The 15175-nt window shown below is 71.4% G+C and carries 15 protein-coding genes; all 15 read right to left on the minus strand.

The annotated features are described in order from the left end of the window. Positions 1-106: 106 nt before the first annotated feature. The 15 genes from ACQPZ4_RS40440 to ACQPZ4_RS40510 all read right to left on the minus strand — a co-directional run bounded on the left by ACQPZ4_RS40440 (position 107) and on the right by ACQPZ4_RS40510 (position 15165). Positions 107-1027: a branched-chain amino acid ABC transporter permease gene (locus tag ACQPZ4_RS40440; protein ID WP_433048429.1), complete on the minus strand. Its 921-nt coding sequence runs from the start codon at positions 1025-1027 to the stop codon at positions 107-109. A gap of 61 nt (positions 1028-1088) precedes the next feature. Continuing rightward, on the minus strand, positions 1089-1958 hold the full coding sequence (locus ACQPZ4_RS40445; protein ID WP_433048432.1) for a branched-chain amino acid ABC transporter permease: 870 nt from the start codon (positions 1956-1958) through the stop codon (positions 1089-1091). Between the two features lie 6 nt (positions 1959-1964). Next, positions 1965-3206, minus strand: a complete 1242-nt coding sequence (locus tag ACQPZ4_RS40450; RefSeq protein WP_433048435.1) for an ABC transporter substrate-binding protein — start codon at positions 3204-3206, stop codon at positions 1965-1967. Positions 3207-3221: 15 nt separating this feature from the next. Beyond that, positions 3222-3914 carry an ABC transporter ATP-binding protein gene (locus ACQPZ4_RS40455; RefSeq protein WP_433048438.1) on the minus strand — a complete coding sequence of 231 codons (693 nt, stop codon included), beginning with the start codon at positions 3912-3914 and terminating at the stop codon, positions 3222-3224. Further along, positions 3901-4659 (minus strand): ABC transporter ATP-binding protein, encoded by a 759-nt coding sequence (locus tag ACQPZ4_RS40460; protein ID WP_433048441.1) that lies wholly within the window; start codon positions 4657-4659, stop codon positions 3901-3903. Before ACQPZ4_RS40460 ends, ACQPZ4_RS40455 begins: the two co-directional genes overlap by 14 nt. A 103-nt stretch (positions 4660-4762) precedes the next feature. After that, on the minus strand, positions 4763-5866 hold the full coding sequence (locus ACQPZ4_RS40465) for a branched-chain amino acid ABC transporter permease (RefSeq protein ID WP_433048444.1): 1104 nt from the start codon (positions 5864-5866) through the stop codon (positions 4763-4765). Then, positions 5863-6750: a branched-chain amino acid ABC transporter permease gene (locus ACQPZ4_RS40470; RefSeq protein WP_433048447.1), complete on the minus strand. Its 888-nt coding sequence runs from the start codon at positions 6748-6750 to the stop codon at positions 5863-5865. The genes ACQPZ4_RS40465 and ACQPZ4_RS40470 overlap by 4 nt, the downstream gene beginning before the upstream one ends. Then, positions 6747-7466 (minus strand): ABC transporter ATP-binding protein, encoded by a 720-nt coding sequence (locus ACQPZ4_RS40475; protein ID WP_433048450.1) that lies wholly within the window; start codon positions 7464-7466, stop codon positions 6747-6749. Before ACQPZ4_RS40475 ends, ACQPZ4_RS40470 begins: the two co-directional genes overlap by 4 nt. Then, on the minus strand, positions 7463-8206 hold the full coding sequence (locus ACQPZ4_RS40480) for an ABC transporter ATP-binding protein (RefSeq protein ID WP_433066872.1): 744 nt from the start codon (positions 8204-8206) through the stop codon (positions 7463-7465). Before ACQPZ4_RS40480 ends, ACQPZ4_RS40475 begins: the two co-directional genes overlap by 4 nt. A gap of 64 nt (positions 8207-8270) precedes the next feature. Further along, positions 8271-9479: a substrate-binding domain-containing protein gene (locus ACQPZ4_RS40485; RefSeq protein WP_433066875.1), complete on the minus strand. Its 1209-nt coding sequence runs from the start codon at positions 9477-9479 to the stop codon at positions 8271-8273. Between the two features lie 119 nt (positions 9480-9598). Then, complete coding sequence (locus tag ACQPZ4_RS40490; protein WP_433048453.1) at positions 9599-10531, minus strand: alpha/beta hydrolase family protein; 933 nt, start codon at positions 10529-10531, stop codon at positions 9599-9601. Between the two features lie 53 nt (positions 10532-10584). Beyond that, positions 10585-11811 carry a glycoside hydrolase family 5 protein gene (locus tag ACQPZ4_RS40495; RefSeq protein ID WP_433048456.1) on the minus strand — a complete coding sequence of 409 codons (1227 nt, stop codon included), beginning with the start codon at positions 11809-11811 and terminating at the stop codon, positions 10585-10587. A gap of 197 nt (positions 11812-12008) precedes the next feature. Further along, positions 12009-12677 carry a response regulator gene (locus ACQPZ4_RS40500; RefSeq protein WP_433048459.1) on the minus strand — a complete coding sequence of 223 codons (669 nt, stop codon included), beginning with the start codon at positions 12675-12677 and terminating at the stop codon, positions 12009-12011. After that, positions 12674-13696 (minus strand): ATP-binding protein, encoded by a 1023-nt coding sequence (locus tag ACQPZ4_RS40505; protein ID WP_433048462.1) that lies wholly within the window; start codon positions 13694-13696, stop codon positions 12674-12676. The genes ACQPZ4_RS40500 and ACQPZ4_RS40505 overlap by 4 nt, the downstream gene beginning before the upstream one ends. 5 nt (positions 13697-13701) lie before the next feature. Beyond that, positions 13702-15165: a hypothetical protein gene (locus ACQPZ4_RS40510; protein WP_433048465.1), complete on the minus strand. Its 1464-nt coding sequence runs from the start codon at positions 15163-15165 to the stop codon at positions 13702-13704. Between the last annotated feature and the right edge of the window lie 10 nt (positions 15166-15175).

Consider the following 15175-nt stretch of genomic DNA (forward strand, 5'->3'; position numbering starts at 1 on the left):
CTCCCCCTGGTCGGAACGCGAAGCAAAACGATACGGAACAGTTCCGTATCAACGTAGACCCGGCCACGCCGATACGGAACCGTCTCGTATTGAAAAGTGCGTCCCGTCACAGCCGGCGGAAACGGCGGAATAAATCCGCCAGGCTCCCCCACAGTCCCCGCCGGAACAGCAGCACCACGAGCACGAAGATGCCGCCTGTCACCAGCCCGATCAGGTCGAAGCCGGCCTGCGAGAGCTGGTCCTCCAGGTCCACCACGAGCCCGGCCCCGAGCACCCCGCCCCACAGCGTGCCGATGCCGCCCAGCACGACCAGGACCACGCCCTTGCCCGACGTCGTCCAGTGCACCACGTCGAGGGACACGAACCCGTGCGCGACCGCGAACAGTCCCCCGCCCAGCCCGGCCAGAAAGGCCGAAAGGACGAAGACCAGCAGTTTGTACCGCCCAGCCGGATATCCCAGCGCCCGCGCCCGGTTCGCGTTGTCCCGGACCGCGACCAGCACCCGCCCGAACGGCGAGTGCACGATCCGCCAGGCGAGCAGCAGGCCGAGCGCCACGATCGGCAGCGCCGCGTAGTAGAAGTAGTACGGGTCGGACAGGTCCAGCCCGAAGAACTCGCGGGGCACGCTCTGCAGCCCGTTCTCGCCGCCGGTGACCGACGACCACGCGTTGGCCACGTAGTAGATCATCTGCGCGAAGGCGAGGGTGACCATCGCGAAGTAGATCCCGGTCCGGCGTACCGCGAGCCACCCGATCGGCACCGCCAGGGCGGCCGCCGTCAGCGCCCCGCCCAGCACCGCGACCGGGAACGGCGCCCCGAGCCGGGCCGCGATCAGCCCGGCCGTGTACGCCGACGTCCCCCAGAACGCCGCATGCCCGAAGGAGAGCAGCCCGCCGTACCCGAGCAGCAGATCGATCGCGACGGCGAACAGCGCCCAGCAGAGCATGTCGACCGCCACCGCCGGATAGATCCCGTTCGGCAGCCACGCCGCGACCGCGACACCGGCGGCCAGGAGCACCCATCTCACGCTGTGTCACCTCCATCCCCGGAAAAGCCGCAGCATGCCCGCCTCCGCTTCGCTGCAGCGGTCATGCCGCCCCCTCTCGCCCGAAGAGACCGGCCGGACGCACCAGCAGTACAACAGCCATCAGTAGGAAAATGAGCGTCTGGGCCAGCAATGGCGGGGCGTAGGCCTCGCTCCACGCCTGCAGCAGTCCCACCCCGAACGCGACCGCGACGGAGCCGAACACCGAGCCGAGCCCGCCGATCACCACGACCGCGAAGACCCCGATGATGAGATCGGCGCCCATGAGCGGATTGACCGCGCGCATCGGGGCGGCGAGGACCCCGGCCAGCGCGGCGAGGGCCACGCCGAAGCCGAAGACCGGCGCGATCCACCGCCCGACGTCGATGCCCAGGGCGCGGGTCAGGTCGGGCCGCTCGATGCCGGCCCGCACCACCATCCCGACCCGGGTGCGGGTCAGCAGCCACCAGGCCAGGGCGCACAGGGCGACCGCGACGGCGAGGACGAAGATGCGGTACGCCGGGAAGTCGAACACCCCGAAGTCGACCGTCCCGCCGAGGCCGGCCGGCGCGCCGTAGGGCTTGGACTGCGTGCCGTACCGCGACTTCACCGCGTCCTGCAGGATCAGCGTCAGGCCGAACGTGAGCAGGAAGTTGTACAGCGGGTCCAGGGTGGCCAGCCGCCGCACCACGGTGCGCTCGAGCACCATGCCGAGCAGACCGAGCACGAGCGGTACCAGAAGAAGGGCAATCCAGAACGACAGCCCGAACTCCTCGAGCAGCACGAACGCGCCGACCGCGCCGAGCATGTAGAACGCCCCGTGCGCGAAGTTGACGACCCGCAGCAGGCCGAAGATGACCGCCAGGCCGAGGGCGAGCAGCGCGTAGAAGCCGCCCCCGACCAGGCCGTTCACCGTATGGGTGAGCAGTCCCATGGCGGATCAGAGCTTGCAGTCCGGCGACGGCGCGCGGAAGGCGTCCTGGGCCGGGATGGTCTTGACGATCTGCTCGTAGTCCCACGGCTCCTTGACCTCCGAGCCGGGCTTGACCTTGGCCAGGTAGGCGTCGTGCAGCACCCGGTGGTCGGCCGCCCGGAACTCCCCGCCGCGCAGGAAGAAGTCGTCGACCTTCTTGCCCTCCAGCTGCTTGACGACCGCGTCGGCGTCGTCGGTGCCGGCCGCCTGGACCGCCTCCAGGTACTGCGTCGCCGCCGAGTAGTTGGCCGCGTGCGCGAACGTGGGCCGCTGGCCACCGGTGCGCGCCGCGAACTTGTCGGCCCAGGCGCGGTTGCGCTCGTCGAAGTTCCAGTACCACGCGTCGGTGAACGTGGTCCCGGCCAGCGCGTCCGGGGTCAGCGAGTGGATGTCGGTGAGGAACATGAGCCCGACCGCCAGCCCGATGCCCTTGTCCTTGAGCTTGAACTCGTTGTACTGCTTGACGAGGTTCACCAGGTCCGCGCCCGCCTGCATGGTGCCGAGCACGTCCGGCTTGGGGCTGAGCGTCGGCGCCTTGAGCAGGAACGTGGAGAAGTTGTCGTTCGGGAACGGCGTCGGGTCGCTGGCCACGACCGTGCCGCCGCCCTTGGTCACCGCGGCCGCGAACGACTTCTGCATGTCCTGGCCGAAGGCGTAGTCGGGGTACACGATGTACCAGTTCTTGGCCCCGCCCTGGGTGGCCGCGGTGCCGGTGCCGTTGGCCAGCATGGCCGTGTCGTAGGCGTAGTGGAACGTGTACTTGTTGCACGACTTGCCGGTCAGGTCGGTGGTGGCGCCGGAGATGTTGAAGTACAACTTCTTGCTCTGCTTGGCGACGTCGGCCACCTTCAGCGCGGCCGAGGACGTCGGCACGTCGAGGATCGCGTCGACGCCCAGGCGGTCGTACATCTCGCTGGCGCGGGTGTTGGCGACGTCGGGCTTGTTCTGGTGGTCGGCCGTCTCCACCGTGATGTTCTTGGTGACGGCCTTGTCGCCGTACTTGGCCTTGAAGTCCTCCACGGCCATCTGCACGGCCACGACGGAGTTCTTGCCGGACAGCTGGGCGTAGACGCCGGACTGGTCGTTGAGCACGCCCAGCACGATCTTGTCGCCGCTCAGGCCGGACCCGCCGGAGCTGCGCGGGCCTCCGCCGCCGCAGCCGGACAACACGACGCACAGGGCGGCGCCGAACACAACGAAACGCTTCATGGGGTGTACCTCCGGTCAGATACCGAGATGCGCGAGGAGTTCGGCCTCGCGGGAACGCACGTCGGCGTTGTCGAACGTGCCGGTGATCCGCCCCTCGGCGAGCAGGTAGTGGCGGTCGGCGACGGTGGTGGCGAAGCGCAGGTTCTGCTCGACGAGCAGGACCGTGGCGCCGTGGTCGCGGGCCCGGCGCAGGATCTCGCCGACCCGCCGTACGAGCAGCGGGGACAGCCCCTCCGTGGGCTCGTCGCAGAGCAGCACCGTGGCGCCCATGCGCAGCACCCTGGCCAGCGCGAGCATCTGCTGCTCGCCCCCGGAGAGGCTGGTGGCCGGGCTGGACCGGCGCTCGTGCAGGTTGGGGAACGCCTCGTGGATCTCGTCGAGGCTCCACGGCCGCGGCCCGACGACCGGCGGCAGGGCGAGGTGCTCGGCGACGGTGAGCGTGGCGTACGCGCCCCGGTCGTCGGGCACCCACCCGAGCCCGGCGCGCGCCCGCGCGTGGGCCGGGCGGCGGCTGATGTCCGCGCCCGCGAGCTGCACGGTTCCGGACTGGCCGGGGTGCAGGCCCATGACGCAGCGCAGGAGCGTGGTCTTGCCGGCCCCGTTGCGCCCGCACAGCGTGACCACCTCGCCCTCGGCCACGTCCAGGGCGACGTCGCGCAACACGCGGGCCTCGCCGTACCACGCGGACAGTCCGTCAATGCGCAGCATCGGCGCTCCCGAGGTAGGCCTCGATCACGCGCTCGTCGGCGCGCACTTCGTCGTAGGGGCCCTCGGCCAGGACCCGCCCGGCCTGCAGGACGGTGACCCGGTCGGCGAGCGCCCCGACGACGCTCATGTTGTGCTCGACCAGCACGACGGTCCGCCCGTCGCGGACGGCCGCGATGAGCTCGACGGTCCGCTCGACGTCCTCGACGCCCATGCCGGCGGTCGGCTCGTCCAGCAGCAGCACCCGCGGGTCGAGCGCGAGGGCGATGGCCAGTTCGAGGGCCCGCTTGCGCCCGTATGCGAGGCTGCCGGCGGTGTCGTCGGCCGCCGCGGCCAGCCCGACCCGGTCCAGCAGCTCCTCGGCGTGGGCCCGGAAGCGCCGCAGGGGCTTCTCCGAGCGCCAGAAGGACCAGCCCAGGTTGGTACTGCCCTGCAGCGCCAGCTCCACGTGGGCGCGCACGGTCTGCTGGGGGAACAGGCTGGCAATTTGAAACGAGCGCGCCATGCCGAGGCGGGCGACCCGCTCGGGTGCGAGCCCGGTGATGTCCCGGCCGCCCAGTTCGATCCGCCCGGCGGTCGGCGCGAGGAACCCGGTCAGCAGGTTGAACAGCGTGGTCTTGCCGGCCCCGTTGGGCCCGACGAGTGCGTGCACGGCGCCGGCGGCGACATCGAGGTCGACCCCGTCGACGGCGCGGAAGCCGCGGAAGTCGCGGGTGAGGCCGCGCGCGACGAGCGCGGAACCATCCATGTGGGATTCACCCTCCAAAGACGTCGGGAGTGACGGCCGTCACAAGGTACGGCTGCCACTCCCGAGGTCACTACGGAGTCAATCCACATATTTACATATAGAGCTATGTGCGCCGCTCGGGGATCCAGCGCGCCAGCGGGCCGAGCCGCGTGCGCAGCCCCGCGAGGCCGCCGGGGAAGAAGTACACGGCGAGGATGAAGACCGTGCCGAGGATGAACAGCGGCTGGGACAACGGCCCGCGCAGGATGCCCGGCAGCCCCTCCACCGCGTCCGAGTTGCCCAGCGCGACCAGGCGGTAGTCGAGGTACGTGAACAGGAACCCGCCGATCAGCGGGCCCCAGCGCGTGCCCGGCCCGCCCAGGACCACCATCACCAGCAGGGTCAGGGTCTGGTCGGAGGCCGCGATGTGCGGGGTCGCGCCGCCGATGAGCAGCGCGTACATCGCGCCCGCGAGCCCGGCCAGGCCGCCGGAGACGGTGAAGGCGAAGAGCTTGTAGCGGTACGGGTCCAGCCCCAGCACCCCGACCCGCCGCTCGTCGTCGCGGATCGCGGCGAGCACGCGCCCCGACGGGGAGTCGGCGATGGCGTGCACGACGAGGACGGTGACGACGAGGGCCGCGAGCGCGAGCCAGTACAGGTTCACCGTGTTGGAGACGCCCACCAGGAAGTCCGGCACCTTGGAGGTGTCCATCGGCAGGCCCTCCTCGCCGCCGGTGGCGCCGCCCGGGTCGCGGCCGATGGTGATCGCGGCGACCTGGGCGAAGGCGAGCGTCACCATGGCGAACGCGATCCCGCCGGTGCGCAGCGCGATCGCGCCGAGCAGCGCGGCCAGGGTCGCGGTGCCGACGACGGCCAGCAGGATCGCCGTCCACAGCCCGTAGCCCGCCTTGGTGACGAGCATGTCGGTGCCGTACACGCCGGCCGCGAAGTACAGCGCGTGGCCGAAGGAGAGCATGCCCGTACGCCCGAAGAGCAGGTCGTAGCCCATCGCCAGGGCGCCGAAGACCAGGCACAGCGCCAGCAGCTGCAGGGTGCCGGGCGCGTTGACGGCCGAGTCGAAGATGCCGGGGAGCTTCAGGCCGCAGTACGGCAGCACCGCGAACACGACGAGCGCGACCAGCGGCCCGAAGCGGGCGATGGGGACCCGGCGGCCGCGCGGCGCGGGGGCCGGTGCGCTGCGCGCGGACTGGGCGGTCTGTGTCGTCATGAGGTGGCGACCTTCCCGGTGATCCCTTGTGGACGGACGAGGAGCACCACCGCGAGCAGCGCGACGACGCAGATGTCGCCCAGGCCCGACGAGGTGTAGTTGACGAACTGCTGCAGCAGCCCGACCGCGACGGCGGCGTAGGCGGCGCCCGTGACCGAGCCCATGCCGCCGATGACGACGACGATGAACCCGAAGATGAGCAGCGAGCTGCCCCCGGTCGGCGAGATGGCGCCGGTGAACACGCCGCCGAGCGCGCCGGCCAGGGCCGCGGCCGCGCCGCCGATCGCGAACACCAGCGTGAACGCGCGGCGCACGTCGATGCCGAGCGCGGTGACCATCGAGCGGTCCTCGACGCCCGCGCGGATGACCAGACCGATCCGGGTGTACTTCAGGAAGGCCAGCAACCCGCCCAGCACCACGATCGCGGCGCCGATGAGCAGGAACCGGTCGTTGGGGACGCGCGCGCCCGCCACCGTGGTGAGCTCCTGGGTCCACTGTGGACGCGGGTACGGCTTGGGGTCGCTGCCCCACGAGGCCTGCAGCAGCGCCACGCCCGCGAGCGACAGCCCGACGGTGACCAGCACCTGCTCGATGGTGCGCCGGTACAGCGGCCGGATCAGCACCAGCTCGACCAGCGCGGCGACGACGGTGCCGCAGACGACGCCGAAGAGCACCGCGAGCACGAAGCCGAAGCCGCTCGACCCGGCCCCGGGCAGGTGCAGCGAGGCCCACCAGGTGCCGTACGCGCCGACGGAGAGGAACAGCCCGTGCGCGAAGTTGAGCACGTCCGCGAGGCCGAAGACCAGCGCGAGGCCCGAGGCGACGAGGAAGTACAGGGCGGCCAGGCCGAGGCCCGTGAGGGTCAGCAGCACGATCGTGCTCATGCGTGGTCCGCCTTCCCGACGCCCAGCAGCGACTTGGTCTTCTCGGTGTAGTCCAGGAGATCGGGCGCGGCGCCGGTGTAGGCGACCTTGCCGGCCGCGATCACCACGGCGTTCTGGGCCAGCCGCCGCACCACGGCCAGGTTCTGCTCGACGAGGAGCATCGGCACCACCTGGGCCACGGCGTGCAGGGCGGCCGCGACCTCGCCGACGACCTTCGGCGCGAGGCCCTTGGTCGGCTCGTCGATGAGCAGCAGCCGGTTGGGGTTGAGCAGCACCCGGCCGATGGCGAGCATCTGCTGCTGGCCGCCGGAGAGGGTGCCGGCCCGCTGCCGGCCGCGCCGGTGCAGCTCGGGGAAGAGCCCGTAGACCCGCTCGTAGTCCGGCGCGGTGCCGGGCCGCTCGGCCAGCCGGAGGTTCTCGGCCACGGTGAGCCCGCCGAAGACGCCGCGGTCCTCGGGCACGTAGCCGAGGCCGTCGCGCACCAGTTTGAACGTCTGCTGGCGGGTGACCCGGGCCCCGGCGAAGCGGACCTCGCCGGCCAGCTCGGCGCCGCGCGGCAGCAGGCCGAGCACCGCCTTGAGGGTGGTGGTCTTGCCCACGCCGTTGCGCCCGAGCAGCGCGGTCACGCCCTGCGGGGCCACGCCGAACGTCACACCCTGCAGGATGTGCGAGCCGGCGATGCGGACGTCGAGGCCCTCGACGTCGAGGATGCTCATAGCTTCTCTCCCAGGTACGCCTCCTGGACGGTGCGGTCGGCCATGACCACGTCCGGGGTGTCGCAGACCAGCAGCGCCCCGTGGTGCATGACGGCGACCCGGTCGGCCAGGTCCAGCACGACGTCCATGTGGTGCTCGACCATGAGCACGCTGCGCTTCTCCTCGCGGGTCAGCGTGCGGATGAGGGCCACCAGGCCCGGCACGTCCTCGGCGCTGACCCCGGCCATCGGCTCGTCGAGCAGCAGCACCCGCGGCTCGCCGGCCAGCAGCAGCGCGATCTCGAGCTTGCGCTTCTCGCCGTGGGCCAGGGTGCCGGCCATGGCCCCGGCGCGGTGGTCGAGGCCGACCCGCCAGAGCACCCGCTCGGCGCGCTCGGCCACGTCCCGGTCCTTGCCGGGCAGCGGGAACGGGCGGATCGAGCCGCCGCGGCGGGCCTGCACGGCCAGCCGCACGTTCGCGGCGACGGTCAGCGAGCCGAAGACCGAGGACGACTGGAAGGTACGCCCCAGGCCCAGCCGGGCCCGCCGGTGCGGCGGCAGCCGGGTCATGTCCCGCTTGTCCAGCGACACCGTGCCGTCCGACGGCTTGCGCAGCCCGGAGATGAGGTTGAACAGCGAGGTCTTGCCGGCGCCGTTGGGGCCGATGACGGCCAGGAACTCGCCCTCGGCGAGGTCGAGGTTGACCCCGTCGACGATGGCGACCCCGCCGATCCGCCAGGTCAGGCGCCGGGTGCTGAGCAGGCCGGTGGCCGGGGCGTCCGCGAGGACACCACCGGCCACCGGACCCGGTGCGTTGGCCAAGGCCTCAGCCCTTCATCTGCGCGGCCGGCGGTGCGGCGTCGGCCGGGTCGAGCGCCTTGACCAGCTCGGGCTTCAGGTCGGCGCCGCTGCCGGTGAACTTGCCCTGGAACATCGGCTGGAGCAGGGCGTGGTCCTCCTTGCGGACCGTCAGCTTGCCCTTGACCCCGTCGAACGACCAGCCCTCGAGCGCGGTGACCATCTTGTCGACGTCGTCCCCGCCCTCCTGCGCGGCCCGGACCACCATCTGGGCGGCGGTGAAGCCGTCCGGGTGGAACAGGTCGACCTTGCCGCCCTCGACGCCCTTGCGCAGCGCGGCGGTGGCCTCGTTGTCGCTGGCGCCGTCGAAGTAGTGGGCCAGCAGCGAGATCTTCCCGCCGGCCGCGCCGAACGTCGGCCACGACGCCCGCTGGTCGATGCCGGTCACCACCAGCGTCGAGCCGAGCACGCCCTGCTGGTCGAGGGCCTGCCACATCGCGGTGGCGGTGGTGCCCGCCCACGCGACGAAGATCATGTCGGCCTTGGCGTTCTTGGCCTGGACCGCGAAGCCGGTGAAGTCGGTGGCGTTGGCGGGCACCGACAGGGTGTCGACGGTGGCCCCGGCGCCGCCGATGACGGCCTTCACCGCGTCGGCGTTGGACTTGCCGAAGGCGCCCTCCTGCGTGAACACGAGGACCTTCTTGCCCGTGGGGGCGGGCACGTAGGACTTGGCCGCCAGGACGTCCTGGTAGGACTGCCGGCCGGAGCGGAACGTGTACTTGTTGATGCCGGTCACGGCGTCGGTGGCGGCCGGGCCGGAGATGAACAGGACCTTGTTCTGCGCCGCGAGGGGTGCCATCTGGGTGGCGACGCCGGACGAGGTGCTGCCCGCGAGAATCTTGTAGCCCTGGCCGATGAGGTCCTTGGCCGCCGAGACGGCCTTGGCCGCGTCGCCGGCGTCGTCGGCCTCCTTGACCTCGATCGGCCGGTTGCCGACCTTGCCGGTGCCCTTGGTGGCGAACGCCAGCCCGGCCTTCCAGCCCTCGATGTACTGCTTGCCGTAGCTCGCGAGGGGCCCGGTCTGCGAGTAGACCAGCCCGACCTTGATCGGTGCGCCGTCGCCGGCGGGCTCCTGAGCGGCCTCCTGGGGGCTGCTGCACGCAGATGCGAACGTCGCGGCGAGCGAGAGCCCCAGCGCCGCGAACAACACCCGCCGCGGCGCGCTTGTCTGCCTGATCAACGCTTCCTCCGTGTGAACGCCTTGTTAAGGCCAGCGCCTGCTGGCGGTGTTCGACACGCTAGGAGTGGCGTGAGGCACGTCGCTATGTGGTCGGGCCACACAGAATCGGCGAACCGCTATGGGTGGTCGGGGGCCACCCGGTCCAGGAAGGCCCCGAGCAGGGGCAGGAAGCCCGGTGACAACTGGGCGAACAGCGACATATCGTCCCGCGGCGGGACCGGGTACAGCATGTGCCCCACCCCCGGCAGCACGGCCACACCGTTACTTCCCCGATACCTGCCGGGCAGCCGCTCGCCCAGCACCGAGAGGCTGCGCTCGACCGGGACGTGCTCGTCGTCGGCGCCGAAGAAGGCCATCAGCGGGCAGGGCAGGAACGGCAGCGCCGCGCCCGGGTCGAAGGGCAGCATCCGGGCGAAGAACCCGAGCTCCTCCGGGGTGTCGTAGGGCCGGTCGCAGACGATCGCGGCCCAGTCGTCGCCGGCGTGGCGGGCCTGCTCGGCGTGCACCTGGGCGGGGTCCTCCCCCGCGGCCAGCCGGGCGGCGCGCTCGTCGGCCCAGGCCAGCCCGGCCGCGACGGACTCCTCGGGCAGGCCGTGCCGGCGCATGACCCGGGCCAGCAGGGTGCGCTCCTGCTCCTCGACGCCGACGAACGGGCCGCCGAGGGTGATCACGAAGTCCACGTGGTCGGGGACGGAGACGGCGGCCAGCAGCGACACCCAGCCGCCCTGGCTGTAGCCGATCAGCCCGGCCCGCTCGACCCCGGCCTGCTTGCGCAGCACGGCCAGGGCGGCGATGGCCTCGGCGGCCCGGTCGGCGAAGGTCTGGGCCCGCCAGTCGCCGGGCGAGCCGCCGCAGCCGGGCTTGTCGTGGCGCAGGCTGGCGATCCCGCGCGCGGCCAGCCACTCCGGGACGCCCTGCCAGGCGTGCCGGTCGGCCGGGCCGGAGCCGTCGGACAGCACGAGACCCCCGCGGGCGGGGCCCTCGGGGGTGCACAGGATCGCGTTGAGCGGCCCTGCCGCGGTGTCGACGACCGTATCGATATCAGGCATTGGATCGGCCCTCCCCCCGCGCCAATCTAGCAGCGGAGGGAGGGCCTTGCCGGTTACTGCGCCGCGGCGGCGAGCGGCGCCTGGTAGGTCTTCAGGAGCGCGGCCTTGTCGGCGTCGACCGTCTTCCAGTCGTCCTTGAGGACCCCGCCGGTGTCACCGGAGTTCGGGTTCCAGGCCCAGTAGGTGTAGCTGAGCCCGTTGTCCTTGAGGTACGCGACGAGGTTGCGCTGCCAGATGCCTTCCAGGTCCTTGTTGCCCTGGGCGTCCTTCTCGGCCACCGAGCGGCCGCCGAACTCGCCCATGAGCACCGGGGCGGTGTTGTTCTTCACCAGGTAGCCGAACTGCTTGTCCCACAGCGCGGGCATGTTGGCCGGGAACTTCGGGTCGGTGAACCACGTCTGCGACCAGACCTTGGGGCTGTAGTCGTGCGCGGAGTACACCAGCTTGGACTGGTCCGACAGCTTCACCGGGTGCTCCTTGGCGCCCTGCAGGTTGCCGCCCCACCAGTAGCCGTCGCTCTTGCCGTCGGCCGTCTTGTAGTTCTCGATGCCCTCGACGATGATCAGCCAGTTGGGGTTGGCCTTGAGCACCGCGTCGCCGGCCCGCTCCGCGGCGGCCTGCCAGTCGGTCTTGGAGTTGCCGTCGCCCCAGGTGGCCTCGCCGTGCGGCTCGTTGTGCAGGTCGGCGCCGACCACGAGCGGGTTGTCCTTGTACTGCTTGGCGAGCTTCACCCAGTCCGAGATCCAGCGGTCCTCGCTGACCTTGTCGGTGTACCAGAGGTTGCTCTGGCCCTGCGAGGTCGGGCGGTGCCGGTCCAGGATGACCATCATGCCGCGCTTCGTGGCGCCCTCGACCACCTTGTCCATCAGCTGCGGACCGGTCAGGCCCTTCAGATCCGGGTTGAGCGCGTAGTCCACGCCGTTGGGCTTGGAGGCGGCGTCGAACAGCTCGTTGCTGTACGGCAGGCGCATGGAGTTGAAGCCCTGGCCGACCATCTGGTCGAGCATGTCGCCGAGGTTGCGCGACCAGAGCCCGTGCGGCGCGAACGTGTTGGTCTCCAGACCGAACCAGTTGACACCGGTAAACGTCACGGTCTCACCGCGGGCGTCGACGATCTTCGAACCCTCGGCGTGCAGCGGCATCTGCAGCCGCTGACCGGACTGCGTCAGGCCCGGGTGGACCTGCTTGTCTTTGTCCTTGTGCAACAGCGGAACCAGTGCGACGGCTACGACGGCGAGCGCGACCAGTGCGGAAATCCAGTAAAGGCGCGTGCGACCCATTGAGCTGACCTGTCCTCACGTGTGACGGCGGGGCAGGTCAGAACATTACGGATATCGGACATATGCGGTCAGCGTACAAATGCCGGATTTATGGATCCACCAAATGCGTGACGGATAGTCATTGCGCAGTCAACAATAAGTCAACCTTCGGTGGATTCGATCAGTTCCCGCCGCGGGTGCGGCCTGCGTCACAGCGGCTACGCGGCGTTCGACGGCGTGTCCCACTCGGCCGCGCGGACCACGGCCTCGAGCTTCGAGCGCGCACCCATCTTGGACAGCAGGTGGCGCACGTGGCTGCGGACGGTCGTGTAGCTGATGCTGAGCTCCCGCGCGATGTCGCGGTTGTCCATGCCCTCGGTCATCAGGGCCAGGATCTCCCGCTCGCGCGGGGTCAGGCTGTCCAGCCGCCGGGCGTGCTCCTCCGAGCGCTGGGCGTGCTCGCGGCGGCGGGCGAGCAGCTTGGCCAGCTGGCGGGCGGGCACCAGGATCTCCCCGTCGACGGCCCGGCGCACGGCCTCGGCCACGTCGGCGCCGCCCGCGCTCTTCACGAGGTACCCCGCGGCCCCGGCTTCGAGGGCGGTGAGGATGACCTGGTCGCTCTGGTCGGCGCTGAGGAACACCACGGCGATCTCGGGCTGGTGGCTGCGCAGGGCGGCGACGGCCTCGGCCCCGGTGCCGTCGGGCAGCCAGAAGTCGCACAGCACGACGTCGAGGCGCTCCACGTCGGCCAGGTGCTCGACCTCGCCCACGCTGGAGGCCAGCGCGACGACGCGCAGCTCCGCGTGCTCGTTCAGCAGCGCGGCCAGCCCCTCGGCGACGACCTGGTGGTCTTCGACGATGAGGACCCGGTACGGCGGATGGCTCACAATGCGGTTCCCTTCGACTCGAGGTCGGCGCCGCGTGGTACCCAGAACGTGACGGTGGTACCGCGCCCGGGCAGGCTGCTGATCCGGAACCACCCTCCGGCCAGCGCCGCCCGTTCCTGCATGAGCAGCAGCCCGAGGTGGCCGGGGTCGGTGTGCAGGCTCTCGGCGCCGACGCCGTCGTCGATGACGCGCACGAGGTAGCCGCCGTCCTCCTCGCCGAGGATGACCGTGCACCGGTCGGCCCCGGCGTGCTTGCCGACGTTGGCCACCGCCTCCTGCAGCATCCGGAACACCAGCACCCGGGTCGGCAGGGCGGGTTCGGCGGTGAGCCGGGAGTCGACGCGGACCCCGATCGCGTGCTGCTCGGCGAGGTCGTCGAGCAGGTCCTCGGTCGCCGCGGCCAGCCCCTCCTCGGCCAGGCGGGGCGGGCGGAAGTCGAAGATGAGCCGGCGCAGCCGGTCGGCCGCCTGGACGAGCATCGCCTCCAGGCGGTCGAGGACGGCCAGCTCCTCCGGGTCGCGCAGGCGGCGGCGCAGCTGCTGCAGCCGCAGCGTGGCCGCGGTGATCACCTGCAGGCTGTCGTCGTGCACCCCGGCGGCGATGCGGGCCCGCTCGCGCTCCTGGGTGACGATCACGTCGCCGAGCAGCTCGCCCTGCTCCTGGCCGGTGAGGGTGAGCCGGGCGATGCGCTGCTCGAGCAGGGCCCGGCTGCGCCCCGGCGAGCCGCGCTCCTCCACGGCCAGGGCGAGCATGTGGCTGGGATCGCCCTCCAGGGTGCGCACCCGCACGTCGACCGGGAGCTCGCCGCCGTCGGGCAGCCGGACCAGGGCCGGGGAGGGCTGCTCGCCGGGCGCGAAGACCGGCCGGCCGACGAAGAGCTCGCCGAGGGAGCGGCCGAACAGGTCGGCCGTCTCCCGGCGGAACAGCGTCTCGGCGGCCGTACTGGCCAGGCGCACCACCCCGTCGGCGTCACACAGGACCAACGCCTCCGGGGCGGCGCGGAACGCCTGCCAGTACACCGGCCTCAGTTCTCCAGATTCTTCGGGATCACGTACGGCTTGGCGGACGGGATGTCGACCGGGCCGCCGGACTGGTCGACCTTGAAGTTCACCGTCGCCGTCGCGTCGCTGCGCTGGCCGTGCAGCTGGAAGACCACCGTGTTCTCGGTGTCACCCGGGATCGTGTACTGCCCGACCGCCCGCGCCGCGCCCTTGGCATCGACCCGGAAGGCGGCCACCGTCTCCGGCTTGGCCCCCTTGGACGTCTTCACCGTCACGTGCACGGCCTCGTTCGGCGCGAACTGCGTGGCGTAGAAGTTCACCACGGTGCCGGGCAGGCCGCCGTAGGCGTTGGTGCGCGCCTGCGGGGTGAACGGCAGGATGGTGAAGCCGCTGGAGACCGCGGCCCGGCTCTGCTCGCCGGTGAACACCAGCGACTGCGCGCCCTTGAGCTGGAACGGCATCGTGATCCCGGCGCCCTTGAAGGTGCCGGCGTCGTCGGTCGGGATGGCCATGACGGGCTGGCCGCCGGCCGCGTTGAGCCGCACCAGCACCCGCTCGCCCGGCGCGAACCCGGAGCCGGAGAAGCTGATCTTCTGGGTCGCCTTCACCGCGTACGGCGCGAGCTTGATCGACGGGTACAACCGCAGCACCTGGAACGGCGCGCTCGCCGCCGCGCCACTGGTCTTGCCCACGACCACCAGACTGGTCTGCCCGACGGCCGTGACGCCGACTCTGATCGGCGTCTTACCCACCGCGCCACCCTCGTCGGCCTTGAGGGTGAGGTTCGGGTCGCCGTTGATCCGGCCCCAGTACACGTTGAGCTGCTCGCCCGGCGTGAAGCCCTTGACCGTCAGGTTGATCGTGTCGCCCGGCTTGCCCACGATCGCCGAGAGCGTGGCCTGCCCGGCGCCCTGGGCCACCGACGCGTCGGCCTTGGCCACCTTGTCGCTGCCGCGGGCCTGGGCGGTGACCTCCTGGATGGGCACCGTCATCTTGCTGGGCATCGTGAAGTTGGCCGTGAACACGCCCCACTTTCCGGCCTTGGCCGTGGCCACCTGCTTCGGCTTGGCGTCGGCCGCGCCGCTGGGCGGCTTCTTCTGGCCGGGCGTGGAGGACGGGCCGAGGTACACGTCGACCATCGAGCCCTGGTCGAAGCCGGAGCCCGAGACGGTCACCCCGCCGCCGAGCCGCACCAGGCCCGGGTTCAGGGTGATCATCGGGGTGCCGCCACCCTGCACCATGACCCCGTTCAGGTCGATGGTGGGCGCGGGCGGCGCCTTCGTCTGCACCTCCGTCGGGGCATCCCCGGCGCCCCCGCCGATCCCGGGCGCGGAGATGCCCAGCGCGGGCAGCAGCGAGCGGCCGATCATCACCAGCAGCACCGCGGCCGCACCGGCCAGCAGCAGCCGCTTGCGGGAGATCTTGACCTTGTTGCGCTTCCTCTTCCGGGTGCGGTTCAGCGCCGGCCGGTGTTTCAGCGTCTGCATGTCGACTCCA

It is taken from the genome of Dactylosporangium sp. CS-033363 (assembly GCF_050942475.1).
Classification (GTDB): Bacteria; Actinomycetota; Actinomycetes; order Mycobacteriales; family Micromonosporaceae; genus Dactylosporangium.